Source organism: Terribacillus sp. 7520-G, from assembly GCF_002271665.1.
GTDB lineage: Bacteria > Bacillota > Bacilli > Bacillales > Amphibacillaceae > Terribacillus.
The window spans coordinates 36,419-62,078 of sequence record NZ_NQFP01000041.1 but is presented as its reverse complement, the minus strand read 5'-3'; the positions used below and the strand labels follow the sequence as shown (position 1 = coordinate 62,078).

At 46.2% G+C, this 25,660-nt stretch carries 25 protein-coding genes; 19 read left to right on the top strand and 6 right to left on the bottom strand.

Annotation, left to right across the window (positions count from 1 at the left end):
• Window positions 1-139: 139 nt before the first annotated feature.
• From nadE to CHH53_RS14140, 9 genes are all read left to right on the top strand, one after another.
• Window positions 140-964: an ammonia-dependent NAD(+) synthetase gene (gene nadE, locus CHH53_RS14180; RefSeq protein WP_095216786.1), complete on the top strand. Its 825-nt coding sequence runs from the start codon at window positions 140-142 to the stop codon at window positions 962-964.
• A 104-nt stretch (window positions 965-1,068) separates the two neighbouring features.
• Window positions 1,069-1,464 (top strand): large conductance mechanosensitive channel protein MscL, encoded by a 396-nt coding sequence (gene mscL / locus CHH53_RS14175; protein ID WP_095216785.1) that lies wholly within the window; start codon window positions 1,069-1,071, stop codon window positions 1,462-1,464.
• 97 nt (window positions 1,465-1,561) lie between these two features.
• On the top strand, window positions 1,562-2,797 hold the full coding sequence (locus tag CHH53_RS14170) for an MDR family MFS transporter (protein ID WP_095216784.1): 1,236 nt from the start codon (window positions 1,562-1,564) through the stop codon (window positions 2,795-2,797).
• Window positions 2,794-3,381, top strand: a complete 588-nt coding sequence (locus CHH53_RS14165) for a DNA-3-methyladenine glycosylase (protein WP_095216783.1) — start codon at window positions 2,794-2,796, stop codon at window positions 3,379-3,381. Before CHH53_RS14170 ends, CHH53_RS14165 begins: the two co-directional genes overlap by 4 nt.
• An 85-nt stretch (window positions 3,382-3,466) precedes the next feature.
• On the top strand, window positions 3,467-4,396 hold the full coding sequence (locus CHH53_RS14160; RefSeq protein WP_095216782.1) for a manganese-dependent inorganic pyrophosphatase: 930 nt from the start codon (window positions 3,467-3,469) through the stop codon (window positions 4,394-4,396).
• Window positions 4,397-4,619: 223 nt separating this feature from the next.
• Window positions 4,620-5,591 carry an aldo/keto reductase gene (locus tag CHH53_RS14155; protein WP_095216781.1) on the top strand — a complete coding sequence of 324 codons (972 nt, stop codon included), beginning with the start codon at window positions 4,620-4,622 and terminating at the stop codon, window positions 5,589-5,591.
• A gap of 95 nt (window positions 5,592-5,686) precedes the next feature.
• The gene (locus CHH53_RS14150; RefSeq protein ID WP_095216780.1) at window positions 5,687-6,247 is read left to right on the top strand and encodes a shikimate kinase; all 561 of its coding nucleotides are present in this window, start codon (window positions 5,687-5,689) and stop codon (window positions 6,245-6,247) included.
• Window positions 6,248-6,427: 180 nt separating this feature from the next.
• On the top strand, window positions 6,428-7,300 hold the full coding sequence (locus tag CHH53_RS14145) for a glycosyltransferase family 8 protein (RefSeq protein WP_095216779.1): 873 nt from the start codon (window positions 6,428-6,430) through the stop codon (window positions 7,298-7,300).
• 70 nt (window positions 7,301-7,370) lie between these two features.
• The gene (locus CHH53_RS14140) at window positions 7,371-7,913 is read left to right on the top strand and encodes a transcription repressor NadR (RefSeq protein WP_095216778.1); all 543 of its coding nucleotides are present in this window, start codon (window positions 7,371-7,373) and stop codon (window positions 7,911-7,913) included.
• Here the strand turns inward: CHH53_RS14140 and CHH53_RS14135 are convergent, their stop codons facing one another.
• From CHH53_RS14135 to CHH53_RS14125, 3 genes are read right to left on the bottom strand one after another with little or no spacing between them, the layout of a single operon-like run.
• Complete coding sequence (locus CHH53_RS14135; protein ID WP_095216777.1) at window positions 7,914-8,594, bottom strand: SDR family NAD(P)-dependent oxidoreductase; 681 nt, start codon at window positions 8,592-8,594, stop codon at window positions 7,914-7,916. It lies immediately after the preceding gene.
• Window positions 8,595-8,607: 13 nt separating this feature from the next.
• Window positions 8,608-9,228: a flavin reductase family protein gene (locus CHH53_RS14130; RefSeq protein ID WP_095216776.1), complete on the bottom strand. Its 621-nt coding sequence runs from the start codon at window positions 9,226-9,228 to the stop codon at window positions 8,608-8,610.
• Window positions 9,229-9,287: 59 nt separating this feature from the next.
• A complete protein-coding gene (locus CHH53_RS14125) occupies window positions 9,288-9,728 on the bottom strand; it encodes a YueI family protein (protein WP_095216775.1) in 441 nt (146 codons plus the stop codon).
• Window positions 9,729-9,807: 79 nt separating this feature from the next.
• Here CHH53_RS14125 and CHH53_RS14120 point away from each other — a divergent pair, with 79 nt between their 5' ends.
• From CHH53_RS14120 to CHH53_RS14110, 3 genes are all read left to right on the top strand, one after another.
• Window positions 9,808-10,824, top strand: a complete 1,017-nt coding sequence (locus tag CHH53_RS14120; RefSeq protein ID WP_095216774.1) for a LytTR family transcriptional regulator DNA-binding domain-containing protein — start codon at window positions 9,808-9,810, stop codon at window positions 10,822-10,824.
• Between the two features lie 152 nt (window positions 10,825-10,976).
• Window positions 10,977-11,822: an ABC transporter ATP-binding protein gene (locus tag CHH53_RS14115; protein ID WP_095216773.1), complete on the top strand. Its 846-nt coding sequence runs from the start codon at window positions 10,977-10,979 to the stop codon at window positions 11,820-11,822.
• Window positions 11,819-12,523 (top strand): ABC transporter permease, encoded by a 705-nt coding sequence (locus CHH53_RS14110; RefSeq protein WP_095216772.1) that lies wholly within the window; start codon window positions 11,819-11,821, stop codon window positions 12,521-12,523. Before CHH53_RS14115 ends, CHH53_RS14110 begins: the two co-directional genes overlap by 4 nt.
• 33 nt (window positions 12,524-12,556) lie before the next feature.
• Here CHH53_RS14110 and CHH53_RS14105 read toward each other — a convergent pair whose 3' ends face one another.
• Window positions 12,557-13,900, bottom strand: coding sequence for a sugar porter family MFS transporter (locus CHH53_RS14105; RefSeq protein ID WP_095216771.1), 1,344 nt, complete (start codon window positions 13,898-13,900; stop codon window positions 12,557-12,559).
• 186 nt (window positions 13,901-14,086) lie between these two features.
• Here CHH53_RS14105 and CHH53_RS14100 point away from each other — a divergent pair, with 186 nt between their 5' ends.
• The 6 genes from CHH53_RS14100 to CHH53_RS17405 all read left to right on the top strand — a co-directional run bounded on the left by CHH53_RS14100 (window position 14,087) and on the right by CHH53_RS17405 (window position 21,129).
• Window positions 14,087-14,971 (top strand): Cof-type HAD-IIB family hydrolase, encoded by an 885-nt coding sequence (locus CHH53_RS14100; RefSeq protein ID WP_095216791.1) that lies wholly within the window; start codon window positions 14,087-14,089, stop codon window positions 14,969-14,971.
• A gap of 123 nt (window positions 14,972-15,094) precedes the next feature.
• Window positions 15,095-16,810, top strand: coding sequence for an ABC transporter ATP-binding protein (locus tag CHH53_RS14095; protein ID WP_095216770.1), 1,716 nt, complete (start codon window positions 15,095-15,097; stop codon window positions 16,808-16,810).
• 220 nt (window positions 16,811-17,030) lie between these two features.
• Window positions 17,031-18,470: a M20 family metallopeptidase gene (locus CHH53_RS14090; RefSeq protein ID WP_095216769.1), complete on the top strand. Its 1,440-nt coding sequence runs from the start codon at window positions 17,031-17,033 to the stop codon at window positions 18,468-18,470.
• Window positions 18,471-18,492: 22 nt separating this feature from the next.
• A complete protein-coding gene (locus CHH53_RS14085; protein WP_095216768.1) occupies window positions 18,493-20,055 on the top strand; it encodes an AbgT family transporter in 1,563 nt (520 codons plus the stop codon).
• 163 nt (window positions 20,056-20,218) lie between these two features.
• The gene (locus tag CHH53_RS14080; RefSeq protein ID WP_095216767.1) at window positions 20,219-20,818 is read left to right on the top strand and encodes a nitroreductase family protein; all 600 of its coding nucleotides are present in this window, start codon (window positions 20,219-20,221) and stop codon (window positions 20,816-20,818) included.
• A 164-nt stretch (window positions 20,819-20,982) separates the two neighbouring features.
• Window positions 20,983-21,129: a hypothetical protein gene (locus CHH53_RS17405; RefSeq protein ID WP_158221569.1), complete on the top strand. Its 147-nt coding sequence runs from the start codon at window positions 20,983-20,985 to the stop codon at window positions 21,127-21,129.
• A 42-nt stretch (window positions 21,130-21,171) separates the two neighbouring features.
• Here CHH53_RS17405 and CHH53_RS14075 read toward each other — a convergent pair whose 3' ends face one another.
• A complete protein-coding gene (locus CHH53_RS14075) occupies window positions 21,172-22,137 on the bottom strand; it encodes an AEC family transporter (RefSeq protein ID WP_095216766.1) in 966 nt (321 codons plus the stop codon).
• Between the two features lie 105 nt (window positions 22,138-22,242).
• Window positions 22,243-23,934, bottom strand: coding sequence for an NAD-dependent malic enzyme (locus CHH53_RS14070; protein WP_095216765.1), 1,692 nt, complete (start codon window positions 23,932-23,934; stop codon window positions 22,243-22,245).
• 349 nt (window positions 23,935-24,283) lie between these two features.
• On the opposite strand from CHH53_RS14070, the gene CHH53_RS14065 reads away from it, so the two are divergent.
• Entirely contained in the window at window positions 24,284-25,645 is a 1,362-nt protein-coding gene (locus CHH53_RS14065; RefSeq protein ID WP_095216764.1) for an FAD-binding oxidoreductase, read from the top strand.
• Window positions 25,646-25,660 lie beyond the last annotated feature (15 nt).

The following is a 25,660-nucleotide window of genomic DNA, read 5'->3' as shown; positions in this document are numbered from 1 at the left end:
CTGACCCGTGGGTTTTATTTTTCGGCTTTTATCAGGTGATTGGTTTATACTAGAGGAAGAGAGCATGATACATATATAGATTACGTTCCAGCTTGAGAGGGAAAAGAGTATTACTATCGACAATCGAGGAGGCAAAATCATGTCCAATCAAAAAAGAATCATCGAAGAGCTGCAAGTGAAACCTACAATAGACGCAAAACAGGAAATCCGCAGCCGAATCGACTTCCTGAAGGAATATTTGCTGAAAACAGGTGCCAATGGATATGTGCTTGGTATAAGCGGAGGACAGGATTCCTCCTTGGCCGGACGCCTGGCGCAATTGGCAATCGAAGAATTGAAAAATGAAGGCAAGGATGTGACCTTTGCTGCTGTTCGTCTGCCATATGGCGTGCAAGCGGATGAAGAGGATGCACAGCTGGCATTGCAATTCATCGATCCGGCCGAATCTTATGTTTTCAATATCAAGGAGCCTGTAGTCGACGCTGCCGATGCCTATGAAGATGCTGTTGGCGAAAAACTTGCCGATTATCATAAAGGCAATATAAAAGCGCGGATGCGGATGATTGCCCAATATGCAATCGGCGGGCAGAAGGGGCTGCTTGTCATAGGTACAGATCATGCAGCGGAAGCAATCACTGGTTTCTTCACGAAATATGGGGATGGCGGTGCGGATGTTCTGCCGCTAAGCGGTCTGAACAAGCGTCAAGGCAAGCAGCTGCTGATGGAGCTCGGCGCGCCGGAACGTCTGTATGAAAAAGCGCCGACTGCTGATTTGCTTGACGAGAAGCCTGGACAAGCAGATGAAGCGGAGCTTGGATTGAAATACGAGGACATCGATGATTATCTCGAAGGTAAAATCATCGACGAGAAGACGGCCAAGCTGCTTGAGGATCGTTATTTCAAAACGACGCATAAACGTCAGCAGCCAGCATCCATGCATGATGATTGGTGGAAGGAACTGTAAAATGAATGAGACCCCAGGCGGGTCTTGTTTTTTTATGTTATCCATACCTGAAAAAGATAGATATATGCGCAAAAATGTTACTATCCGTAGGAGGGATATAAAAGATGCTCAAGGAATTCAAAGAGTTTGCGTTACGGGGAAATGTCGTGGACTTGGCGGTTGCCGTGGTCATTGGTGCTGCATTCAGTGCCATCACGACTTCGCTCGTCAACGATATCATCATGCCGCTTATCGGCATCATCACAGGCGGGCACGATTTTAGCGGGCTTCAGTTCACTGTTGGCAATGCTGTAGTGAAGTATGGTGCATTCATTCAAACTGTAATCAATTTCTTTTTGATTGCTGCAGCGATGTTCATGGTGGTCAAGGTAATGAATAAGCTGAAGCGTAAGCAGCCGCAGACAGAAGAGATAGTCGAGGAACTGACCGTGGAACAGGAACTTCTCACGGAAATTCGCGATCTATTGAAAAGTGAAGGGAAAATGAAGGATCAGACATGAGTCTGATCCTTTTTGATTATTTTCTTTGAGGTTCGGGAAAGCAGGGAACAGAGCCTTGTAATCTGCTATAATTTGGATTGCGAGGAGATGAGACAGCATGCAGGTTTTGCGTTCACTTCATCCTTTTAGCTGGACGATCATCATAGGGACAGTGTTCGGCAGGATGGCCACTAGTATGAGTATTCCTTTTTTAGCCATTTATTTGACACAGGAGAAGGGGGCATCAGCAGGCTTTACGGGATTGATCATTGCCGTCAGTTCCTTGGTCGGTATTCTATCCAGCTTTTATGGAGGATATTTTTCCGATCGGTTCGGCAGAAAGAAAATCATCGGTATCAGTATATTTGGCTGGTGCGGTGTATTCGTTGGATTCGCATTGGCGGATGCCATCTGGGTATTTTTTGTCATGAATGCACTGAATGGATTATGCCGCTCTTTATTCGAACCTACATCCAAAGCGCTTTTATCGGATGTGACGGATCAAAAAAATCGTTTGCTCGTTTTCAATATGCGCTATACAGCGATCAATATTGGTGTGGTATTCGGGCCGCTTTTGGGCCTGTACTTCGGTTCAGCTTCTTCCACGGCGCCATTCCTGATAGCTGCTGCCGTGTATTTTGTCTATGGACTTGTTTTGATCTTTCAATTCCTGCGAGTCAAAGTGGAAGCAACCACTGCAGCGAACAGGATCAGTGTCCGTGAAGCATTTCGTGTAACGCGGAGGGACACATTGTTTATGTTCCTGCTGATAGGAGTGACGATCAGTGTCTTCGGGTATTCACATTTCAGCGCCACCTTACCGCAATTTTTTGCGGCCACGCCCGCCATCGAGGACGGTGCTAAGCTTTTCAGCATGATGCTCACGCTGAATGCTTTGACGGTCCTCATTGTGCAATATCCGATAGTGGCTGTAGCGAAGCGGTATTCGCTGGTGTTGTCCTTGATGCTCGGGAATGTCATGATTGCAGTCAGTCTGCTTAGTATGGCTTTTTTGCATGACATCATCTGGATTGCCGGAGCTGTCATTTTGTTCACGATCGGAGAAGTGCTGTTATTCTCGATGTCGGATATGTTCATCGATGAGATTGCCAATCCTGATATGAAGGGGACATATTTCGGTGCAATGGGATTTACAGGTTTTGGGAGCGTGGCGGGACCGCTGGTTGGAGGGATGCTGCTGGATCATTTCAGCGCTGTCCATCCTATACCGATATTCACCATCATAGCCATCCTCGTCATCATTGGTGCCCCATTCTTATTCCAGGTTTGGGTAATGCTAAAAGGGAAGGAGCAAAAACCGAAGCCTGTTTTGAAAAAGGAGCATGTTAAATGACAAGTTATCAGCCGCTGCCGCAGTCATTCTATGAGCAGCCTACATTGGAGCTGGCTCCAAGCTTGTTGGGCTGCCTGCTTGTACATGAAACAACGGAAGGAATCACCGCCGGATATATCGTGGAGACCGAAGCATACCGGGGCGCACTCGACAGGGCTGCGCACAGCTTCAATAATCGGCGGACGAAACGGACGGAAATCATGTTCCATGCCCCGGGTCATATCTACACGTACACGATGCATCGGCAAGTGCTGCTGAATGTCGTCAGTGCAGATGCCGGGATACCCGAGGCTGTCCTCATCCGGGCGCTTGAACCGAAGGAAGGGATTCCGCTCATGGAGACGCGCAGGCCGGGGCGAAAGCCGAGAGAGCTGACGAATGGCCCGGGCAAGCTGTGTCAGGCAATGGGGATCATGCAAGCGCAATATGGCGGTCATTTCACCAAACCGCCGCTATATATTACGCAAGGCTATAAACCTGAGCAAGTGGAGATAGGGCCGAGAATCGGAATTCCGAATGCACAGGAAGCGCGTGATTATCCTTGGCGTTTCTGGGTGCACGGTAATAGATATGTTTCCAGGTGAGTCCCTTTTTAAAACGGCGCGAATCATGTAAAATGAATACATCATGTCCGGCATTAGCCGACAATGCAAAAAGGAGAGATAGGCAGTGAGTAAAGTACTCGTCTTCGGACATAAAAACCCGGATACAGATGCGGTTACATCCGCAATTGCATACGCACATCTGAAAAATAAACTAGGTATGGAAGCTGAAGCAGTCCGCCTGGGAGAATTGAATGAAGAAACGGCATTCGCCTTGAAAACTTTCGGCTTGGAGGCTCCACGGATGATTGAGGCAATCGACGGAGATGCCGAGCAAGTCATCCTGGTAGACCATAATGAAAAGCAGCAAAGTGTCTCCGACATCGATACTGTTTCCGTAATCGAAGTGGTCGACCATCATCGCATCGCGAACTTTGAGACGGCGGATCCGCTTTATTACCGTGCGGAGCCAGTAGGCTGTACAGCTACCATCATCAAAAAGATCTATAAAGAACATGAAGTGGAGATCCCGAAAGAAATCGCAGGTGCGATGCTGAGTGCGATCATCTCCGACTCCCTATTGTTCAAATCTCCTACATGCACGGAACAAGATGTGAAGGCCGCGGAGGAGCTTGCAGAAATCGCAGGCGTCGATGTAAATACATATGGCTTGGATATGCTGAAAGCAGGCGCCGATGTCAGCAAGAAAACCGCGGAGGAATTGATCACACTTGATGCGAAGGAATTCCAAATGGGCGATGCAACTGTCGAAATCGCACAGGTCAATGTCGTCGATGAACAGGATGTCCTTGTCCGTCAGGCTGAAGTGGAAGCTGCGATGAAGCAGAAGATCACGGATAAAGGTCTGAAGCTCTATCTGTTCGCCATCACGAATATCCTGACAAATGATTCCACAGCAATTGCCTTGGGAGCAGATACGGAAGCAGTCGAAAAAGCGTTCAACGTGACACTATCAAACAACACGGCAACACTTAAAGGTGTTGTATCCCGCAAGAAACAAATCGTACCGGTTTTGACCGAAGCCATGAATGGCTGATAATAAATGAGCAGGCATACAGCCTGCTCATTTTATTTGCTGTCAGCATGTACATAATGCTAAAGTGGATATACACCCGCATAGGAAACAACCTCGTAATATCTTCTTCCGATCAAAGAACTCTGTTTTTTCTGCAGCAGCAAAGAATACTTTTTCACTGAATAAGGGAATAGGAATGCAAATTGCTGACTTACTTTTCAGAATAAAAGGGAGGCTTTTCAGGATGAAATACACAGCTATACCAGGTATCGAGCGCCCGCTCTCAAAATTGATCCTGGGAACGACAAAATTCTTCGAAGATAAAAAACAAGATGTATTCTCTGTTTTGGATGCCTTCTTGCAGGCAGGCGGCAATACGATCGATACAGGTCCGAAATACGCAAAATACCAGGCAGAGAAACTGATCGGGCAATGGATGCAGGAGCGCGGCACCCGCAAAGATGTCATCCTCATCTCAAAAGGCGGCCATTATCATATCGATCGGGATGGCACGCATCATCCGGAATTGAAACGGGTGGACCCTGTCGAGATTACGAAGGATCTGCATGAGAGCTTGGGGAACTTGCAGACTGATTTCATCGATATCTATCTCATACATCGGGATGACCGCAGTGTATCTGTCCAGGAACTGATGGATATGCTGCATGAGCATCAGCAGGCTGGGAAAATAGGCATATACGGAGTGTCCAACTGGCAGCCGGATCGTATCGAGGAGGCCAATGCCTATGCCGATAGCAAAGGATATGACAGGCTGATGGTGAACAGTCCGAATCTCAGCCTTGCGCAGCTGAATGAAGTGCGATGGGCAGGGACGGTCGCGCTGGATGATGAATATCTTGCTTGGCATCGCCGTACGGGAATGCCGGTCATTTCCTGGGCAGCTCAGGCGGGAGGATTCTTCACCGGTACATATGATCGCAATCATGTAACGGATGAAGAAATCGCGCGTGTCTATTACAATGATGATAACTGGGAACGATATGACCGTGCTGTCGAAATAGCCAACAGGAAAGGTGTGACGGCGAACCAGATTGCTGTCGCATATGTCCTGCATCAAGCGTTTCCGACATGCGCCATTGTCGGCTGTAAAAATGTGCGGCGGCTGGAAGAAGCCCTACCGGCGATCGATATTCAATTGACCGAGGAGGAAGTGAAATGGCTGAATCTGGAGCTGGAGGATGCCAAAGTGGAATAAAGCATTTCTCCCTTACGATTTTTTGACTTATCGTATACAATAGAACATATCACAAAGTATACGGTATGAAAGAGGGGAGTTAAGGCGTGCGGACTATGAGCAGACAGCATATACCCGTGCGGGCGAAAAATATCGTCCTGATCGGATTCATGGGTGTCGGGAAAACGACGATCGGCAAGCTGGTGGCCGATAAACTGTATAGGGATTTTATCGACATCGATATCGAGATCGAACGCCGTTGCGGCATGACGATCCCGGAGATATTCGCTCAGCATGGGGAAGGATATTTCCGGGAAATCGAACGGAACACGGTCATCGATATTTGTGATAATAAACAATGCAATATCGTTTCCCTCGGTGGCGGTGCGTTCAAGCAGGAAGCCATCCGTGAGAAATGCCTCGACAGCTGTCTTGTGCTATTCCTTGATTTAAGCTGGGATCGGTGGAAGGAACGTATGGATCTGCTGATCGAGAATCGCCCGGTACTGCATAATAAGTCGGTGGATGAGGTTCAGCGGATTTTCGATGAACGGCAGGCGATTTATGCAGAGCATAATGCACGCGTTACAACTGATGATCTGAATCCGGAAGAAGTTGCAGATTATATCGTAGAAATATTGAAGCTGGGATGGGAACTCCATCAGCCGCTATCGTGATCAGGAACTTGATCTAAGAGCTATTGCAATTGCATTTGTTGTAATAGCTCTTTTTAACCTGATAATTGTCCTAATTATCAAATAATTAACGGGTCCTATCTGCTTATTTTCACTGATGAAAGTTTTCAGGAATGGAATGCGGGGTACAGAAAGATACGATTTCAAAGGAGGATGAACGTCTTGCATCACAAAGATACAATTCATGTTGTTTCCAGTGCGGATGATAATTACGCCCACCACCTTGGTGTGATGCTGGCATCACTGCTTACAAATGTCAATCGAAACAGACGAGTCATGCTATATGTAATCGACGGAGGCATTACCAAGCCGAATAAGCGGAGGCTGATGAAGACGACGATGCAATTCGGTGTCCCGATCCGTTTTCTGACCATAGATACCGAATCATATAAGAATGCAACAGAAAGCAGATATATCAATAAAACAGCTTATTACCGCATTTCCATTCCGGAAATCATAACCGATCCAGCTGTCGGGCGAGTCATTTATATCGATTGCGATACATTGGTCCTTACAGACATTTCCGAGTTGTGTGACATGGACTTGGATGGTGAATTGCTGGCGGCAGTGGAGGATGCCGGGCAGCTGCGGAGGCTGGAAAAGATGAACATCACGACGGAGGGTAAATATTTCAATTCCGGTATGATGGTCATCGACATGGAAGGCTGGCGCGAACAGGATATTTCAAAAAAGGTACTGCAATTCATTGATGAAAACAATGATCCAGAGTTCCTTTACTTGCATGATCAGGATGCTTTGAATGCCATCCTTTGGGATAAGTGGAAGCCGATACACCCAAGATGGAACGCTCAATCCTTCATCATACTCAAGACCAAGACACCGCCGGAGCTTGCGGAACGGAAACGCTATAAGGAGGCGCGTCAATCCCCGGCCATCGTCCACTTCACAGGTGCAAATAAACCATGGAATTCGGATGTCGGACATCCATTTGCTCCTCTTTACTTCGAATTCCTGCAGCAGACCCCATGGAAAGTGCTTCCGGGACAAAAAGAACAGGAAGTGTATGCAGACTAAGGCACAGCTGGTATGGCTGTGCCTTTTTTATTTGCTATAATACAGGAAACAGAAAAAAGGACGGATCAGAATGGTTCAAGAAAAAAAGAAGCTATTGGGGAAGACGCGCAGAAAATGGCTGCTGGAAAAGCTGCAGACAGCAAATGGCCCGCTCAAGGGAAGTGAATTGGCGAAGGAAGCGAATGTCAGCAGGCAAGTGATCGTAGGCGATGTCACGCTCCTGAAAGCAGAGCAGCATCCGATCATTGCTACCAGTGAAGGATATATACTGCAGCAGCAGCCAGTTTATTCAGTGGAAAGAATCGTAGCTTGCCAGCATGCTCCTGGACGAACAGAGGAAGAGCTGCAATTGCTTGTCGACTTGGGAGTGACAGTGAAGGATGTCCGGGTGGAACATCCTGTTTACGGACAAATAACAGCCTCCATCATGGTTTCCAGCCGCCGGGAAGTCAAGAAGTTCATTGAAAGGATTGCAAACAGCAGAGCAGGCTATTTATCTGAATTGACGGAGGGCATCCATCTCCATACCCTGGCTGCAGATGATGAGTCGATAATGGACGAGGCGATCGAGCTGTTGAGGGAGCGCGGCTTATTAGTACCAGAGTGGGATTGACTATACAGTCAATCCCACTTTTCTTTCGCTCATTGCCCATAGCTGTTTGGATAATTCCTCATTATCCGCCTGTCCCTTCACTTCCTGTATCCGCCGTTTATAAAAATATCCGCCGGATACATGCTGAACCTCAGGGCTTTCTGCTAAATACAAAGCGGTATCAGCTCCTTTGGCGGGTGATTGGAAAAAAGGACGGAGCAACTGATGGACTTTTTTGCCGAAACCGGTGTGTCTGTCCACGCCTAGACTCGTACTGACGGCTCCTGGATGCAGCGCATTCACTGTGGCATTCGAATGATGCAGCCGCAGGGAGAGCTCCTTGGTGAACAAAAGATTGGCAAGCTTGCTGTGGCCATAATTCCGCCAAGGCGTATAGGATTCCGTTCCGTCTAAATCATGAAGGTTGATTTTTCCGATTTTATAAGCACCGGAGGACACGACGACAATCCGCCCTTGTGGGGCTGCCTTGATCTGTCCCAGCAGCAAATTGGTCAGCAGGAAGTGTCCAAAGTGATTCACTCCCATCATCATTTCCAAGCCATCAGCGGTATATTGCTTTTTTGGTGTGATGATGCCGGCATTGTTGATGAGTATGTCGATCACAGGAAGGTGTGTTTTCAATGCTTCTGCACAGGCATGAATACTGGTGAATGATGCCAGGTCGCATACGTATGGATATATTCCACTCTCCTTGTCATTTGGGGCGTTTCAGTGTAAATAGCTCACCAAGCTTACTATAATCGTTGCCAGCCAAACGGCTGATTGGCTGGATTGCTTTTGCATCTAGATACCCGGTACTGTCATCATAAACTTCCGGAGAAAGATGATAGCCTGCCACTTTGGCGAGCAATAGGTCTGCTGTGACAGCTCCTTCCTCATCCTTTATTTCGATATGATCATATAAAGTGCATTCCATCCGGATGGAAGCTTCGCTGATTCCGGGAACCGAGATATATGTGCTCGGGACAAGCGTCAAACCGGTGTGATCAAGCTCACTTTCTTCGGCAGGCAAGGTAGCTGCGGTCTTATTGATATCCTCGGCGATCGGCTCGGTGCTGATATGGACGACAAGTTCCCCCGAGCGAATGGCATGACGTGCTGTGTCTTTCTGTCTGCCCTCTGCGCGCTGTATGGAAATACTGATGATCGGAGGCGCTGCACTGACGATTGAAAAGTAGCTGAAAGGTGCAGCATTCACGGCATCCGATTCCTCGGACTTGGTTGTGATGAAGGCTACCGGTCTAGGGATGATGCTTCCTGTGAGTATTTTATAATGTGTCTTGGTGGATAGATCTTTTGCATGGAATGTATACAAATTTATTACTCCTTTCGGTCGGGCTATCACATGAATCTTACTAGCGCTTAACAGTTCTATTACCTTTTAAAGATATTCTTAAGCATGGAAGAAAAAGAATGGTCCGTTTTTTCGATGCTCTTTGCAGGGGCTTCTTTTTCTTCCAAGAAGATTTCCTGCTTATCTATTGCATGGTCGACATGCAGCACGAGTGCAATATCCACATCGACTCCTTGATTGGTGACGGATGTGTAGGGGATACGGTAGGATGACGCGAGTGTTTTATAGGGCTTGAAGAAGCGCATATTCACTTCGCCAGATAAACGCAAGGATGCATCCGGATAGCTTTTCATCGCTGTTTCCAGCTGCTGCAGTCCCTTTTGCTGGACGACCTCCCCTTCAGTCATTGCCAGAATGGTCCGCTCCCGCAAAGTTCCCAGATATTCCTTCCTTTCACTTGCCTTTGTTTCTTTTGTTCCATATATGCCTTCGTTAAGGTAATCATCAATATTCTTTTTCAATGCTCCTCACCTCCGATTCGGTATTTCCAATTCATGACGTTAGCTTTACAATAAAAGTAAAATGGGGGGCGATACATAAATGACGACATTGCAATTTGCAAATCTCAGCAAGACATCACGTAATACGATGCTCCTGCCTCCAATCGATATAGAGCTGAAAGCAGGGGAGTGCTATGTGATTCGCTGCAATAAAGTGATCGGGAATCAGCTTCTTAAAATAATTAACAAAAAAGAAAATCCTTCTACCGGTAGTGTACTACTATTCGGTGAAAATATCGAAAACCTGCATTCCGTGAATGATAGAATCGGCTTTCTGTATCTGGAAGATGCAGCTTACACGAGGATGAGAGTGAAGGATTACCTTGCTTTCTTTCGGAAAATCCATGGAAGCAAGGTGGATCTGGAAGAAGTGATGCAGCAAGTCGGCTTGCGTGAATGGCGAACGACCAAAATCGGCAAGCTGACTTTTTCACAGGAACGCCGACTGCAGATCGGAAGGCTGATTGTGCAGGATCAGCCAATAGTCATCATGGAAGAACCGGAACAGAATGTAGACCTGGAAACGAGCTTGATCATCCATCGCATCATCGATGAGCTCAAAAAGAAAGATAAAACCATCCTCCTTACCACTATAGATTTGGAAAATGCATTGGCGTTGACAGATCATGTCTATTCGCTGACGGATAAAAGCTGTAAACGAATAGCTATCGAAGAGAAAGAGGATGAAGATGCCGCAGAAGAAGAGGTGCTTCAGCCAGTCAAATTGGAAAAGATCCCAGCAAAAATCGATGATAAGATCATTCTCTTCAATCCGTTTGATATCAACTTTATTGAAAGCAGCGAAGGAATGGCACAGCTGCACCTTCAAGATGGAGTATTTCCATGTACATATACGCTTCAGGAATTAGAAGGGCGGCTAAGGGCATTCGGATTCTTTCGCTGTCACAGATCCTATCTGGTGAATCTGCAGCAGGTGAAGGAAGTGGTCACCTGGACACGGAATAGCTTCAGTTTGATTCTGGATGATCATTCACGCAGCTCGGTCCCGCTATCCAAAAACCGCTTTGAGGAATTGAAGGGAATGCTCGGTCTGTAAGTGCCCCACTCAGCTTGGATATTGCAGCATTCATCCCTTCATTTGCTCCATTCGTCTTTTTAGGTTTCCATTAAGCTTGATTTTACAGCGTTTTTCCGTAAAGGGCGTTAAGCTGTGATTATCAACCGTTACAAACGGAAAGGAGCAGCAACATGGAGTACGCATTACAGGTAAATGATTTATCCAAGGTCTTCGGCCAGCAGCGTGCACTGCAGCAAGTCTCATTCAATGTGAAAAAAGGGGAGGTCTTTGGTTTCCTGGGCCCAAGTGGATCTGGGAAAACAACGACTGTCAAGATCCTTACAGGTCAGCTTCTGCAAACTGCTGGAGATGTTACTATTTTGGGCAAGCCGGCAGCTAAAATAAAAGACGCAGATTTAGGAAGGATAGGTATCTTGACGGATAACAGTGGGTTGTATGACCGGTTGACTGTACAGCGCAATCTGGATTTCTATGCAAAGCTTTATAATGTTGCTGCAGGAAGAGTGGAACAGGTACTGCACCTGGTGGGATTGGCAAATGATAAGAAAAAGCAAGTAAAAAAACTGTCCAAAGGAATGAAGCAGCGTGTACTGCTTGCCCGGGCTGTCCTGCACAAGCCGGAAATACTCTTTCTGGATGAACCGACATCGGCTTTGGATCCAGGTAATGTGCAGAAGATGCATGACCTTTTGCGGGATTTGAACCGGGAGGGGACGACGATTTTCCTGACAACACATAATATGGAAGAAGCCGCGCAGCTTTGTGATCGAGTTGCATTCCTGAATGAAGGACAAATCCGGGAATTGGATGCACCGTGTCTGCTTCAGCGTAAGTATGCAAAAAACACCATACATCTTGAGCTGAAAGATGGACGTAAAGAAATAATCAAAAATGATCCTGTCGGTGCAGATCGCCTATATAGGTATATGCAGGCAGAAGAAGTAGCTGCCGTTCACTCCGATCAGCCGACTCTGGGAGATATATTCATCGAAGTGACAGGGAGGGAATTAGCATGAATACGGCTCGTTTATCCGCCATGCTTGTAAAGGAATACCACGATATAAAGTCGAATTTCACAATATTATCTGTCCTATTCGTGCCTCTATTTTTGGCTGTGATTTTTAGCCGGCTGGATGGGGAGCAAGACTTCGCACTTTCGTTTATTTTTTTAGAGGCCGTTGCGTTTGTAACGATGTATGCACAGGCAGTCCTGATTGGGGAAGAGAAAGAGAAGAATACACTGCAAGTTTTATTGCTTTCACCTGCAACAGCCGCTGAGATCATGATCGGAAAAAGTATAATCTCGGTTATCTTGACCGTCATTACTTTTGTTGTACCTATACTGATCATAGACGTTCGAATGGAAAGTCCGCTCCTACTTTGTATCATCTTGCTATTGGCTGTAATTTTCTTTGCTGCAATGGGCACTTTGGTTGGCTTACTAAGTGAAAATCTGGTACAAACGTCAATGTATATTTTGCCGCTTAGCTTCCTTTTCGGTTTCAGTCCGATGATTGAGATGTATTTTTCGGATAGTGTGATAGCTGACATCTTAGGCTATTCGCCTGGTAACTATATAATGGAAGCTTGTATGGGAGCGATCAATGGCGAGGCATTCTCCTCCTATCGCGGAGATATCCTTTGGCTTGGGGGATGGACCATTGCGGCTTTGGCGGTAACCCTCCTTACATTTAAAAAGAAAAAGTTATCGAAGTAAAAGCCGCCCAGGCTGGGCGGCTTTTCGTTTGGATTAAACTGCACTGCGTTTGCGCAAATCTTCCTCGATTTGTTCCAGGCTCTTCCCGCGTGTTTCCGTAGTAAAGAATTTCACGAACAGGAAGGCTAGGATACCGATGACGGCGAAAATATAGAATAGGGAGCTGATACCGATTGTGCGGAGCAAAATCGGGAATAGCAAGGAAACAATCAAGTTAGCCCCGTGCAAAGCGAAGGTAGCCACACCTGTTCCGATTCCGCGGACGCTGGTAGGGAATAGTTCCGGCAGCATGATCCAGACGACTGGTCCCCAGGTTGTCGAGAAAGAGATGATGAATGTGCCGAGGCAAACGATGATTGCCCATGTTGCAGCTGTCGAATCAGGTGCAAGCAAGTTGACGGTGGATAGGACGATCAAGCTGGCAACCATACCGATATTACCTGCCATAAGCAAAGTCTTACGGTTGATCTTGTCGACAAAACGGATGGCGATGATCGTCATCAATACGTTGACTGCCCCGATGCCGACAGTACCAAGTATGGCGGCGGAATCTCCAAAGCCAGCATTCTCCAACGTTATCGGAGTGTAATAGATGATTGTATTGATGCCGATGAACTGCTGGAAAAAGGCAATTCCCACGCCGGCAATCAATGCAGGCCGCACCCAGCTGGAGAGCAATTCTTTCATACCGCCTTCGTCTTCTTCTTCTGTTTTCATGACTTCGGCAACCTCTTCATCAATGGAAGCATTCTCACCGCGCACACGTTTCAGGATGGCGCGTGCTTGATCTTCTTTACCGGTCGTTAAAAGCCAACGCGGACTTTCTGGCATGAAAATCATGCCGATGATCAGGATCGCTGCGGGAATGACGGCCAGTCCAAGCATCCAGCGCCATGCGCCTGCATCGGATAGAGCGTAGTTCACCAGGTATGAGGATAAAATACCGATTGTGATCAGCAGCTGATTCAATGAAGCAAGAGAGCCGCGCTTTTCTTTCGGAGCAAGCTCTGATAAATATAGTGGTACAATAGTAGTGGAACATCCGACGGCTAAACCAAGAATGACACGGGCAATGACCATCATCGTTACATTGACAGCCAATCCAGCAGTCAATGCACCGATAAGGAACAGGATACCGGCGCTGATTATCGTCTTTTTACGTCCTATTTTATCCGTGACTCTTCCAGTGATTGCGGCACTGATGATGGCGCCGACCAAAAGGGAACTGACGACTAATCCTTCTGTAAAGGAAGTAAGGCCGAGATCTTCATCAATATACAGCAACGCACCAGAAATGACTCCGGTATCATAGCCATAAAGCAAGCCGCCTAATGCACCAAAAAAATACAATAAGCTGCTTGATTGTTTTTTCTGCATATTCTGTACCTCCTGAGTTGTATGATTATTGTGTTATAATATGTAAGCCTTTTCCTCTTTCGTTATAAGATGAAACCTCTTCATCTGCTCTCGATTGAAAAGTCCCACAATAAACCATTATAATTTAATAATGGCAGGAATGACTACATAAAAATCTTATTAGGAGGATTTTACTTGGCTAAAAAAATGATCGCGATCGATTTGGATGGAACATTATTGAATACCGAGAGTCAAATCCCCGAAGAAAATAAAGCGGCCATCAAACGCGCCGTGGATGCCGATATGCTGGTAGCCATCAGTACCGGCCGTGCGACATTCGATGTAAAATCCCTTGTAGGCGATGATTTGGACATCCCGATCATCGCATCCAATGGCGGCACGATTCATGACACAGGCTATAGATTACTTAACAAGATTATCTTTGAGAAAGAATTGGCGAAGGAAATTGCTGATTTCCTTGTCGAACAGGACATCTATTTTGAAGTGTATACAGAAACGGAGCTGCTGTCTCCATATAATGGGGAAGAGAAGCTGAAAGCGGAATTGGATAAGGTGGTTTCGGCCAATCCGGATGAAAACCTGGAGCAGCTCTGGATCGGTGCCATGTCTCAATTCAAGCAATCCGGCATTCGCTTTGTACCGAATATAGATCATATTTTCACTGATGAAAATACGATTTTCAAGATCCTTTGCTTCAGTTTCGATCTTCAAAATCTCGCTAAAGTGTATAAGGCAATCAGCCAGAATTCCAAAATCACAGTGACCTCTTCCGGAGAGCATATTTTGGAGATATTACCAAGTAATTCAGGTAAGGGCTATGCCGTTACCATGCTTGCTGAAAAGTATGGAATCCAAAAGGAAGATATCTATGCGGTTGGGGACAGTCCGAATGATATCAGTATGTTCGAGGTTGCCGGCAACGGTGTTGCCATGGAAAATGCGATGACAGAGCTTATGGAAATTGCCACGCATGTTACGAAATCAAACGATGATCTGGGCGTTGCTTACTTCCTGGATAAATTGATTGCCGGGGAGCAAGAAGAGCTCCGGCGAGTCGAAGAAGGAGTATGAGGGGGAGACCGGTGCCCGGGTGCGCCGGTTTTTTTGTGTACTGAATTCTGATAAATGGATGCGCTGTCGGGCTGTTTTATGTAAAATAGAGTGATAATCATTCCTGGAAAGAAGTGTTGGTTCTTGTTAAAGGATTTTTTTGCTTTTTATAAACCGTATAAACGGCTGTTCATGCTGGATTTCGGCAGCGCAGTCTTTGTAGCTATACTGGAGCTTGGTTTTCCGATCGGTGTAAATATGATGGTGGACCGATTGCTTCCGACGGAGAACTGGAGCTGGATCGTAACTGCATGTATCCTGCTGTTCATCGTATATGGCTTGAGTACAGTCATGCAATACATCGTAACCTATTGGGGACATAAGCTTGGTATCAATATTGAACGTGATATGCGGAAGCAGCTGTTTACACATATGCAGAAATTGAGTTTCCGCTTCTTCGATAATACAAAGGTAGGGAATTTGATTTCCCGTCTGACAAACGATTTATTCATGATCGGTGAGATGGCCCACCATGGACCGGAAGATTTGTTCATAGCGGTGATGACCATTGCTGGTGCGCTGTTGATCATGTTCTTCATCAATTGGCCGCTTGCATTGATGACAATGCTTGTTGTACCGATTTTATTCTGGATTGTCCTTTATTGTAATAAGAAAATGACAGAAGCCTCCAGGAGGATGAATGAAGATACAGCGGACTTCAGTTCCCGTATCGAAAACACAGTCGGCGGTATCCGTGTTGTCCAGGCTTTTACCAATGAAGCGCATGAAGAAGGACGGTTCAAGGTCAATAATGAACGCTACCGCCTGACAAAACTGCTATCCTATAAGATCATGGCATTGAATTTATCCGTTACTTATATGTTGATGCGATTCATAGCAGTATTCCAGTTGGTGGCTGGGGCATGGTTCATCATCCAGGACAGGATGTCATATGGCGATTTGGTAGCCTTTATCCTCCTGACGAATGTATTCTTCCAGCCGATTCAGAAAATCGGTGCAATCATTGAGCTGTATCCGAAGGGGATTGCTGGTTTTCAGCGTTATATGGATATCATGCGGCTTGATCCGGATATAAAAGACGCCCCAGATGCCAAGCATGTGGATTCATTGGCCGGGAATATCCGCTATGAGAATGTATCTTTCGGATATAAAGAGGGGAGCTCGATCCTGAAAGATATCAGTTTTTCCATCAATGCTGGAGAAACCGTCGCTTTTGTCGGTCCATCAGGAGCCGGTAAATCGACGATATGCAGCTTGCTGCCGCGATTTTATGAACGGAATGCAGGCCAGATCACCATCGACGGTATACCGAACGATGAGATGACGCTTGCCTCCCTCCGCGGTCAAATCGGGATTGTGCAGCAGGATGTTTATTTGTTCGGTGGCACGATCAAAGAGAATATTGCTTACGGTAAGCTTGATGCAACGGATGAAGAGATAGAGGAAGCGGCGCAAAGGGCGCAGCTGACAGATTTCCTTGCAGAACTGCCGGATGGTTTGGATACCGTCATCGGCGAACGCGGCGTGATGATTTCCGGCGGACAGAAACAGCGTATATCCATTGCGCGTGTATTCCTGAAAAATCCCCCGATCCTTATTTTGGATGAAGCGACATCTGCGCTGGATACAGAGACGGAAGTGAAGATACAGGAAGCGCTGGATGAGCTGTCGGAGGGGCGGACGACATTGGTCATCGCGCACCGACTGGCTACAATTAAACACGCTGATAAGATAATCATGGTCACAAAGCAAGGCATTGCAGAAGAAGGGAAGCATAGTGAGCTATTAGAAAAAGAAGGTGCATATCGCCGTCTTTATGATGCGCAATTCACTCATTGATGTGCAGGTCAGGAAGTTTTCTTCCAAAAGGAAGAGGAGACTTCCTGTTTTTTTGTCGAATATGTAAGCGTTTTCCTTAAGGTATGTTAAAATAACTTACAATAAAAATTGAATTATTAGACTTTTTTGACGATATTCTATTGCGAATTCCCTCATCTACATGTAACATCACAGGTGAGGAAAGCTAACATGTGATTCGCGTACCAAGGAGGAATAGTTAATGGAGACAATTTCGATCGATGGCCTTTTAAAGGATAAAGCAAAAAAGCTATGCGCGGTAAGTGAACGGATTTGGGAGTTCGCGGAATTGCGCTTTCAAGAAAAACAATCTGCTGCTCTCCTTGCGGATGTGCTGGAGGAAGAAGGATTTGAAGTCCAGCGCGGAATTGCGGGAATCGAGACGGCTTTTGTGGCGAATTTCGGTGCAGGCAAGCCGGTCATTTCCTTTTTGGGGGAATTCGATGCACTGTCGGATTTAAGCCAAGAGGCAGGAGTCATTGAACAAAGAGCAATCGTTCCGGGAGGGACGGGTCATGGATGCGGACATAATCTGCTTGGTACAAGTGCGCTTGGAGCTGCATTGGCAGTCAAGGAATATATGAAGGAAAACGGATTGAGAGGAACTGTCCGTTATTACGGCTGTCCGGGAGAAGAAGGTGGATCAGGTAAAACCTTCATGGCGAAAGAGGGGATTTTCGATGATGCCGATGCAGCCATTACATGGCATCCTTATACGCACAGCGGGGTGCAAAGAGCGGAGACGCTGGCCAATTATCAAGTATATTTCAAGTTCAAGGGGAAAAGTGCACACGCAGCAGGAGGGCCTCATTTAGGCAGGAGCGCACTGGATGCTGTCGAACTGATGAATATCGGCACTAACTTCCTCCGTGAGCATGTTGTGCAGGACGCGCGTTTGCATTATGCGATTACGAATGCAGGCGGTGTCTCTCCAAATGTTGTCCAGCCTGAAGCTGAGGTCCTTTATTTAGTCAGGGCACCAGAGGCGGAACAGGTGGAGAGCATCTATCAGCGGGTCGTAAAGATCGCCCGGGGGGCAGCACTGATGACAGAAACCGAGCTGGAGATAACATTCGATAAAGCTTGTTCCGGATTCATCCGCAATACAGTCCTTGAGCAAATCATGCAGGAACAGGTGGAGCGTATCAAAGTCCCTGACTATATAACGGAGGAGCTTGATTTTGCCAGAGGTATTCAGATGACCTTGAGTGAAGAAGATATTGCTTCCGATAAACGATCGATTCTGCAGCTGATCGGAAAGGATGCACCATTATGGGAAGAGGAAATGGATGCTTCGCCAATCCTTGCGAGGCCGATTCCATACCATGATTCGGAGAATTTTCAATATGGTTCGACTGATGTGGGCGATGTGAGCAGAATCACACCAACTGTTCAGTTCCATGCGGCCTGCTTCGCTGTTGGGACGCCATTGCATACATGGCAAGTGGTATCACAAGGGAAAACATCACTGGCCCAAAAAGGAATGCTGTATGCAAGCGAAGTGATGGCTGCTACAGCACTATCTTTATTCGAAAAGCCAGAGCAGCTGGAAGCTGCAAAGCTTGAAATGCAAAGGCGACTGGGACCGAATGGATATACAAACCCTATTCCAGATGGTGTGAAGCCGACTATATTAACCTAACTAACAGATCGGGGGTAAAGAGATGGAAAATCAGGTTCGAAATGGCGGCTCGCAAAAGCCTGGAAAGGAAGAGGGGAAGGTTCTGAGATTTCTCTCGGCAATAGAGCGGGCTGGGAACAAGCTGCCTGATCCATTCATGCTTTTCATTTACCTGGCAGTAATCATCGCCATTGTTTCCTGGATCATGAGCATGCTTGGCGTATCCGTCACCACACCGGAAAATGAGGTTGTGGAAGTTAACAACATGATATCGACAGAGGGATTGACATTTGCTTTATCCTCTATGCTTGAAAACTTCACTGGGTTTGCCCCGTTAGGTCTTGTGCTGGTCATGATGTTCGGTATCGGGCTTGCGCAGCACGTCGGATTCTTTGAAGTGGTCATGCGCGGGATGGTGATGAATATCCCGAAGAGTCTTGTTACATATATGATCATCTTTACCGGTGTTTTGGGAAACATTGCTTCGGATGCTGCAATGGTAATCATACCGCCGCTTGCCGCAATGATCTATTATTCCATCGGCAAGCATCCGATTGCGGGACTGCTGACATCGTTCGTCGCTGTATCTGCTGGTTTTACAGCGAATTTCTTGATAGCGGGAACAGATGTCTTGCTGTCAGGCATTTCCACGGAAGTCATCCAAGGACAGTATAGTGATGCGCGGGCAGTTTCCCCGCTAGATAACTGGTATTTCATGGCTGCATCTACCATCATGCTCGTTTTCGTCGTAGCGTTCGTTTCCAAGAAATTGATCGAACCTCGGCTTGGTGATTATGATCCTGCCTTTGCCGACAAAGGCATACTCAATGCACAGATTGAAAAATTGCGGCCGGAGCAGAAACGCGGTGTCCGGAATGCATTGATTGCTGCGGGGATTTATGTCATTCTGGTTTCTTTGCTTATCGTCCCTTCCAACGGTATCCTGCGCGGAGAAGAGGGGACAGTCATCCCATCACCGTTTTTGAGTAATATCGTTCCTTTGATTTTGATCCTCTTCATCATCCTGGCGGTATCCTATGGATTTACTACTGGTACATTGAAGAAGGTTTCGGACATTCCGGAAAAGATGGGCATTGCAATGAAGGAGATGTCCGGATTCATCGTCCTGGTATTTGCAGCTGCTCAATTCATTGCATACTTTGAATGGACGAATATCAGTACGATTATTGCTGTCAATGGCAGTGTGGCTTTGGAGAATATGAATGTGACAGGTGTAGGGGCTATGGTCGGCTTCACGCTGATCAGTGCCATCGTCAATCTGTTCATCACAAGCGGTTCCGCGCTGTGGGCGCTGCTTGCGCCAGTATTCGTACCGATGTTTTACCAGTTGGGATATGACCCCGCTTATACGCAGGTAGCCTTCCGTATCGGGGACTCGGCTTTCAATATTTTATCCCCGATGAGCCCTTATGTGGTCATGCTGCTTGGCTTCATGAAACGGTATGATAAACGGGCTGGTCTAGGTACGCTGATGTCGCTCATGCTGCCATTTGCGGTCATCATCTTGGCTGCATGGATCATTATGTTCGTTATTTGGAGTTTGCTTGGACTGCAGGTTGGTCCTGGTGTCGATATTCATTTATAGGAAGTCGGGCGCTGCTTGTTTGCAGCGCTTTTTTATTGACGGATTCTTTCGAATGGGTTAAATTAATTACTGAAAGTAACCCCATTATCATAGGTAACTAATGGTTGGTTATCAAAAAGGGTAAGCTATCTAACGGTAATACAATTTTTTGGAGGGATAAGTAATGACTCAGGATTTTTTCAAGGCATTAGAAAACAGACGATCCATTTATGGATTAGCTAAGGAGTCTCCTATTTCTGATGAGCGTATTCAGGAGATTGTGGAGTTTGCAGTTAAATACACGCCATCTGCGTTCAACTCCCAAAGCACACGTGCCATCGTACTTCTTGGAGACAAGCATGACCGTTTCTGGGATATAACAGAAGAACAGCTTCGTGCAGTCGTGCCGGCTGACAACTTTGCACCAACAGAAGAGAAAATCGCATCATTCCGCAATGGATATGGCACAGTGCTATTCTTCGAAGATGAGACGGTTGTAAAAGGTTTGCAGGAGCAATTCGCACTCTATGCAGACAACTTCCCGATTTGGTCTGAACAGACCTCTGGTATGCATCAGCTTGTTGTCTGGACTGCGCTGGAAATGGAAGGACTTGGCGCGAGCCTGCAGCATTATAACCCATTGGTTGATGAAGCGATTCAAAAAGAGTGGGATATCCCATCCAACTGGAAGCTTCGTGGACAGATGCCATTCGGTAAACCGACAATGCCAGCTGGTGATAAAGAATTCAAACCATTGGAAGAGCGTGTAAGGATCATTAAATAAGACGAAAACAAAGCGCTATTGTCTGAAGTGGACAATAGCGCTTTGTTTAGATATAATTATTTGAAAATTCCGTTACATTTGTATTACATATGTTTCTTGCCTTGGGAGCGGGGTATACAGTAGTTATAAATATAATCAACTTATAATGAAAGGAAGGAAGTAAAGTGAGTGCATATCCATATAAAAAGTTGCAGCATGCCGGTGACTTGTCGGATGATGAACGAGATGAAATTCTGACCACTCTGGAACGATACATGGATTACTTGCGAGACGAAATGTCGAAATCAGATGACCTTCCTGCCGTCAAATAAAAAAAGGAGCATCCCCTCTATCAGGGGATACTCCTTTTATTTTTACATTATCGCCGTGATCAGGAACGGCAAGGTGATGATGGACATAATGGCACTGATTACGAAAGCGGAAGCAACCTCTGTTTCCAAGCTTTTGAAGCGAATTGCGATCATGGATGCAACCGCGGAACCTGGGAAGGATACAAGCAATACTGCCATTACAAGATCATCATGTTTCAAACCAAGTGCAAGCGCGATGACAATCATAGCAAGCGGCTGAACGACTGCTTTCAGGATTGCGATCGAGAATGCAGAGAAGCTTAGTTTGATTCTATTGATACCGATTGTGACACCGACTGCAAACAATGCAACACCGGATACGACATCACCGATTTGATCTAGTGATTTTTCGCCTAATTCAGGCAGATGGAAGTTAAAGATAAGCACAAGAAGCAAACCGATGATAGGTACACAAGCAAGCGGCTCGCTGAGACCATGCAGGATGGATTTCATTGTTACTTTGAACAAGCTTTCTTGTTTTTCATCTGATCCTGTACCGCGGTTACGTTCACCTACTGTACCAAGGATGGTGGACAGTGGATCAAGTAATGCGTTAACGATGATACCCATCAAAGCAATTGGAATAGCGATTGCTTCGGCGCCAAACAGACTTCCCAAAACCGGGATACCCATGAAGGCGAACGTTGGCTGAGTCGAGTTCAAGGAAAACATCGTTGATTGTACGAAATCGTATTTAGTAGTCCATTTAGTGACAAGAAGTACAACGATGAAGAATCCGATAACACCGATGATCAATGCTCCAAGGAAAGAAGCTTTATCGAAAATCGTTTCACGGGAAGTAGTTGTGATCCCGACGAATAAGTGTGCTGGCAATGCGATTTTTGTTACAAGTGTGTTGATCCCTTTGGATGTTTCTTTGTTGAATATGCCCCGATTCCCTGCGATGAATCCAAGAAGGATTACGAAGAAGATCGGTATTAGAATGATGAAAATTTCACCAAAACTCATGTTCATTCCACTCCCTACAGTAGATATCTTGCTCGAATTGTCAAAATTAATACAGGTGCCTCCTTATGAAGGAGTCACCTGCACCATGAGAAATTCTTTAAAATCTTAGCCTCTGATGGTTTTGTATTCTGGTTTCCATACAGATTTAGCAATAAGGTCTTTGATTTCTTCAGGTTTTGCATCAGATACGCCGTCTTCGATTGCAGCTTTGGCAACTGCTTCTGCAACAGCGGTTGAAACAGGTTGAAGTTCGTCGATTGCTGGAAGCAAGGAACCGCCTTGTACATTGCTTTCAACCATGTCCGCGATTGCATTGGCTGCAGCGGCAAACATGGAATCAGTGATGCGGCTTGCTTTTACAGCGATGGAGCCAAGTCCAAGACCAGGGAAAGCAAAGGCGTTGTTCGCTTGACCGATGTGGTAAGTCGTACCTTTGTATTCAACAGGGTCGAACGGGCTTCCTGTTGCGATCAATGCTTTACCGTCAGTCCACTCAAGCAAGTCTTTCGGAATTGCTTCAGCAAGCGGAGTCGGATTGGACATAGGCATGATGACTGGACGCTCTACGTGTTTTGCCATTTCTTTGATGATTTCGGCACTGAATGCACCAGCTTGACCGGAAGTACCAATCAAAATAGTCGGTTTCACTTGGCGGATGACTTCAGCTAGTCCGATGATGCCATCTTCTCTATTCCAGTCTTTTACTTCATCAGCAGAACGAAGGTATGGTTTCTGGAAATCAGCAATGCCATCCATGTCATCAGTCAAAAGACCGCGTTGGTCGATAGCCCAGAAGTTTTTCAATGCGTCTTCTTTGGAGATGCCATCAAGTACCATGGCAGCAGCGATTTGGTCTGCGTTACCGATACCTGCAGAACCAGGACCGAATACAACGACGCGCTGCTCGCTGATTGGTGTGCCAGCTACTTTGCAAGCACTCATCACAGCTGCAAGTGTAATGGCGCCAGTTCCTTGGATATCATCGTTGAAAGTAAGGATCTTGTCGCCATACTTATCAATGATGTTGCGAGCGTTACGGTTGCCGAAGTCTTCCCAGTGTAGAAGTACGTTAGGGAATTTCGCTACTGTTTTGCTGATGAAAGCATCGATGAATTGATCATATTGCTCGCCGCGTACACGTTTATGGCGGTTACCGACATAAAGCGGATCGTTAAGCAATTTTTCATTATCTGTACCAGCATCGATTACGACTGGAAGTACACGGTTAGGGTCGATGCCAGCAGCTGCTGTGTATACAGCCAATTTACCGATGGAGATATTCAGGCCGCCGACACCCCAGTCGCCGATTCCAAGGATGCTTTCGGAGTCAGTGACTACGATCAAGTCGATTTCATCTGAATTAAGCAAATTATTTTCGTATGCTTGCTCGATGCCGTCCGGATTGTTGATATCAAGATAAACACCGCCTGGGCGTGTGTACTCATGGCTGTATTCCTGGATGGCTTGTCCTACAGTCGGAGTATAAACGACAGGAAGCATTTCGCTTAGATGATCAGTCAAAAGACGATAGTAAAGAACCACGTTACGATTGTAAAGCTGGTTCAATGTATTGTTTTTCAGCAAGTTGTTAGGCTGTGCATTGAACTGTTCGTAAGCACGCTTCACTTGCTCATCCAATGTCAATACGGTCGCTGGCAATACGCCTTCAAGGCCAAGCTCTGCCCGTTCTTCTTTTGTAAAAGCGACACCTTTATTTAGAAAAGGATTTGAAATTAAGTTCTTACCTCTTAGAGAAGTGGAAATGGATCCATCTTCATTATTGCGATATGTGTTCATATCAGATTCCACCTTTTCGAATGATTACTTACCTTTTGTAACTGCCATAAATAATTCTATCACTAATCAATTGTTAATCAATTTTAACAAAGTATTTAAAATAACTATTGCATTTATCGAGTTTGTGTGATATTTCACATACTGATTGGCGTTCCGGAAAACCGCGGCATCAAAGTATTTTACAGATGTGAAATAAATTCGATTTTTACTTTTTTATTGTTTTTTTTACTTAGAAAAATATACATGAACGTTTTTTTATAATGCGTTTGTTTATTCTAACTATTCTGCTTTTTAATTCGCAGCCTTCATGTTAAGCTTATTTATATATGGAAAGAAGGTGCAGCTAGGTATGGACATTGTGAAAGAACTGAGTAAGATTGTGAATCCAGGGAGGATATCGACAGCGGCTGCAGTCATCGGTCAGCATAATCATGATGCATCCTATCACCCTGCGGCAGATCCCGATGCTGTTGTCTTCCCTCAAAACACGGAAGAGGTCAGCGCGATCCTTTCTTTTGCCAACGAATATGGGATTCCTGTCACTCCTTTTGGGAAAGGCTCCAGCTTGGAGGGACATGCAATTCCTTATGACGGAGGAATCTCCCTGGACCTTGGTTTGATGAATGATCTGAAGGCCATTGGAGATAAAGACGGTTACGTTGTCGTCGGAGCAGGGCTGACGCAGTTCCAATTGAATGATGCCCTGAAGAAGCATGGATTATTCTTCAGTGTCGACCCCGGGGCGGAAGCGACGCTTGGGGGAATGGCTGGAACGAATGCGAGCGGCTCGTATACAGTGAAATACGGCACAATGCGGGATAATATACTGGATATGGAGGTAGTATTGCCAAGCGGGGAAATCATCCATACAGGTTCAAAAGCGCTGAAATCTTCTTCAGGATTACATCTTACGGGGATATTTACCGGTTCGGAAGGCACCCTTGGCATCATTACGGAGCTTACACTCCGTGTGTATCCGATACCGGAGGCGACAGTGGCTGCACGTGCAGTCTTCCGTGATTTTGAAGAAGCAGTCACGGCTGTCGTAAGACTTCGTACCGCTGGGCTGGATTTGGCGCGGATTGAATTCGTGGATGCACCCTCTGTAGCGCACGTCAACCATTTCGCCAAGACAGCCTATATCGAACAGCCGACGATTTTCTTCGAATTGAACGGGGAAACTGAGCATCTCCAGCATCAGCTTAAACGGATGGAGGAGCTATTAAAGCCTTTTGAGGTAGTGGAATTCCTTGCCGAGACAGACATGGGTGCTCAGGAGAGATTATGGGATGCAAGACATAATCTTGCTTATTACTACATACAAGGAGCGCCGACTAAACAAATGCTTGTCACGGATGTATGCTTGCCTATATCCGAGCTTGCCGGGGCAATCCTCCATGCAAGACGGGCAGTGGATGAAAGCGGCTTGGAAGCTGGTATTGTAGGACATGTGGGTGACGGGAATTTCCATATCATCGCAATGGCGGATTTTGCGGATGCGAGTGAAGTGGCTGCAGCGAAACAGCTTCATGAAGAGATTGTGGACTATGCGCTGGCGCATGATGGAACCTGTACAGGCGAGCATGGGGTAGGAGTAGGCAAGAAGCGATATCAATCAAAGGAACATGGGGCAGCGTACGATTTGATGCGCACGATAAAGCAGGCGATCGATCCGCGTGCAATCATGAATCCCGGCAAGTTAATCGATTAATATAGAAAAAGAGCG

Bases quoted from the DNA above. Each gene is read 5' to 3' on its own strand.
- nadE (WP_095216786.1), top strand. From the start codon at position 140: ATGTCCAATCAAAAAAGAATCATCGAAGAGCTGCAAGTGAAACCTACA.
- mscL (WP_095216785.1), top strand. From the start codon at position 1,069: ATGCTCAAGGAATTCAAAGAGTTTGCGTTACGGGGAAATGTCGTGGAC.
- CHH53_RS14170 (WP_095216784.1), top strand. From the start codon at position 1,562: ATGCAGGTTTTGCGTTCACTTCATCCTTTTAGCTGGACGATCATCATA.
- CHH53_RS14165 (WP_095216783.1), top strand. From the start codon at position 2,794: ATGACAAGTTATCAGCCGCTGCCGCAGTCATTCTATGAGCAGCCTACA.
- CHH53_RS14155 (WP_095216781.1), top strand. From the start codon at position 4,620: ATGAAATACACAGCTATACCAGGTATCGAGCGCCCGCTCTCAAAATTG.
- CHH53_RS14150 (WP_095216780.1), top strand. From the start codon at position 5,687: ATGAGCAGACAGCATATACCCGTGCGGGCGAAAAATATCGTCCTGATC.
- CHH53_RS14140 (WP_095216778.1), top strand. From the start codon at position 7,371: ATGGTTCAAGAAAAAAAGAAGCTATTGGGGAAGACGCGCAGAAAATGG.
- CHH53_RS14120 (WP_095216774.1), top strand. From the start codon at position 9,808: ATGACGACATTGCAATTTGCAAATCTCAGCAAGACATCACGTAATACG.
- CHH53_RS14115 (WP_095216773.1), top strand. From the start codon at position 10,977: ATGGAGTACGCATTACAGGTAAATGATTTATCCAAGGTCTTCGGCCAG.
- CHH53_RS14110 (WP_095216772.1), top strand. From the start codon at position 11,819: ATGAATACGGCTCGTTTATCCGCCATGCTTGTAAAGGAATACCACGAT.
- CHH53_RS14105 (WP_095216771.1), bottom strand. From the start codon at position 13,900: ATGCAGAAAAAACAATCAAGCAGCTTATTGTATTTTTTTGGTGCATTA.
- CHH53_RS14100 (WP_095216791.1), top strand. From the start codon at position 14,087: ATGATCGCGATCGATTTGGATGGAACATTATTGAATACCGAGAGTCAA.
- CHH53_RS14090 (WP_095216769.1), top strand. From the start codon at position 17,031: ATGGAGACAATTTCGATCGATGGCCTTTTAAAGGATAAAGCAAAAAAG.
- CHH53_RS14085 (WP_095216768.1), top strand. From the start codon at position 18,493: ATGGAAAATCAGGTTCGAAATGGCGGCTCGCAAAAGCCTGGAAAGGAA.
- CHH53_RS14080 (WP_095216767.1), top strand. From the start codon at position 20,219: ATGACTCAGGATTTTTTCAAGGCATTAGAAAACAGACGATCCATTTAT.
- CHH53_RS14075 (WP_095216766.1), bottom strand. From the start codon at position 22,137: ATGAGTTTTGGTGAAATTTTCATCATTCTAATACCGATCTTCTTCGTA.
- CHH53_RS14070 (WP_095216765.1), bottom strand. From the start codon at position 23,934: ATGAACACATATCGCAATAATGAAGATGGATCCATTTCCACTTCTCTA.
- CHH53_RS14065 (WP_095216764.1), top strand. From the start codon at position 24,284: ATGGACATTGTGAAAGAACTGAGTAAGATTGTGAATCCAGGGAGGATA.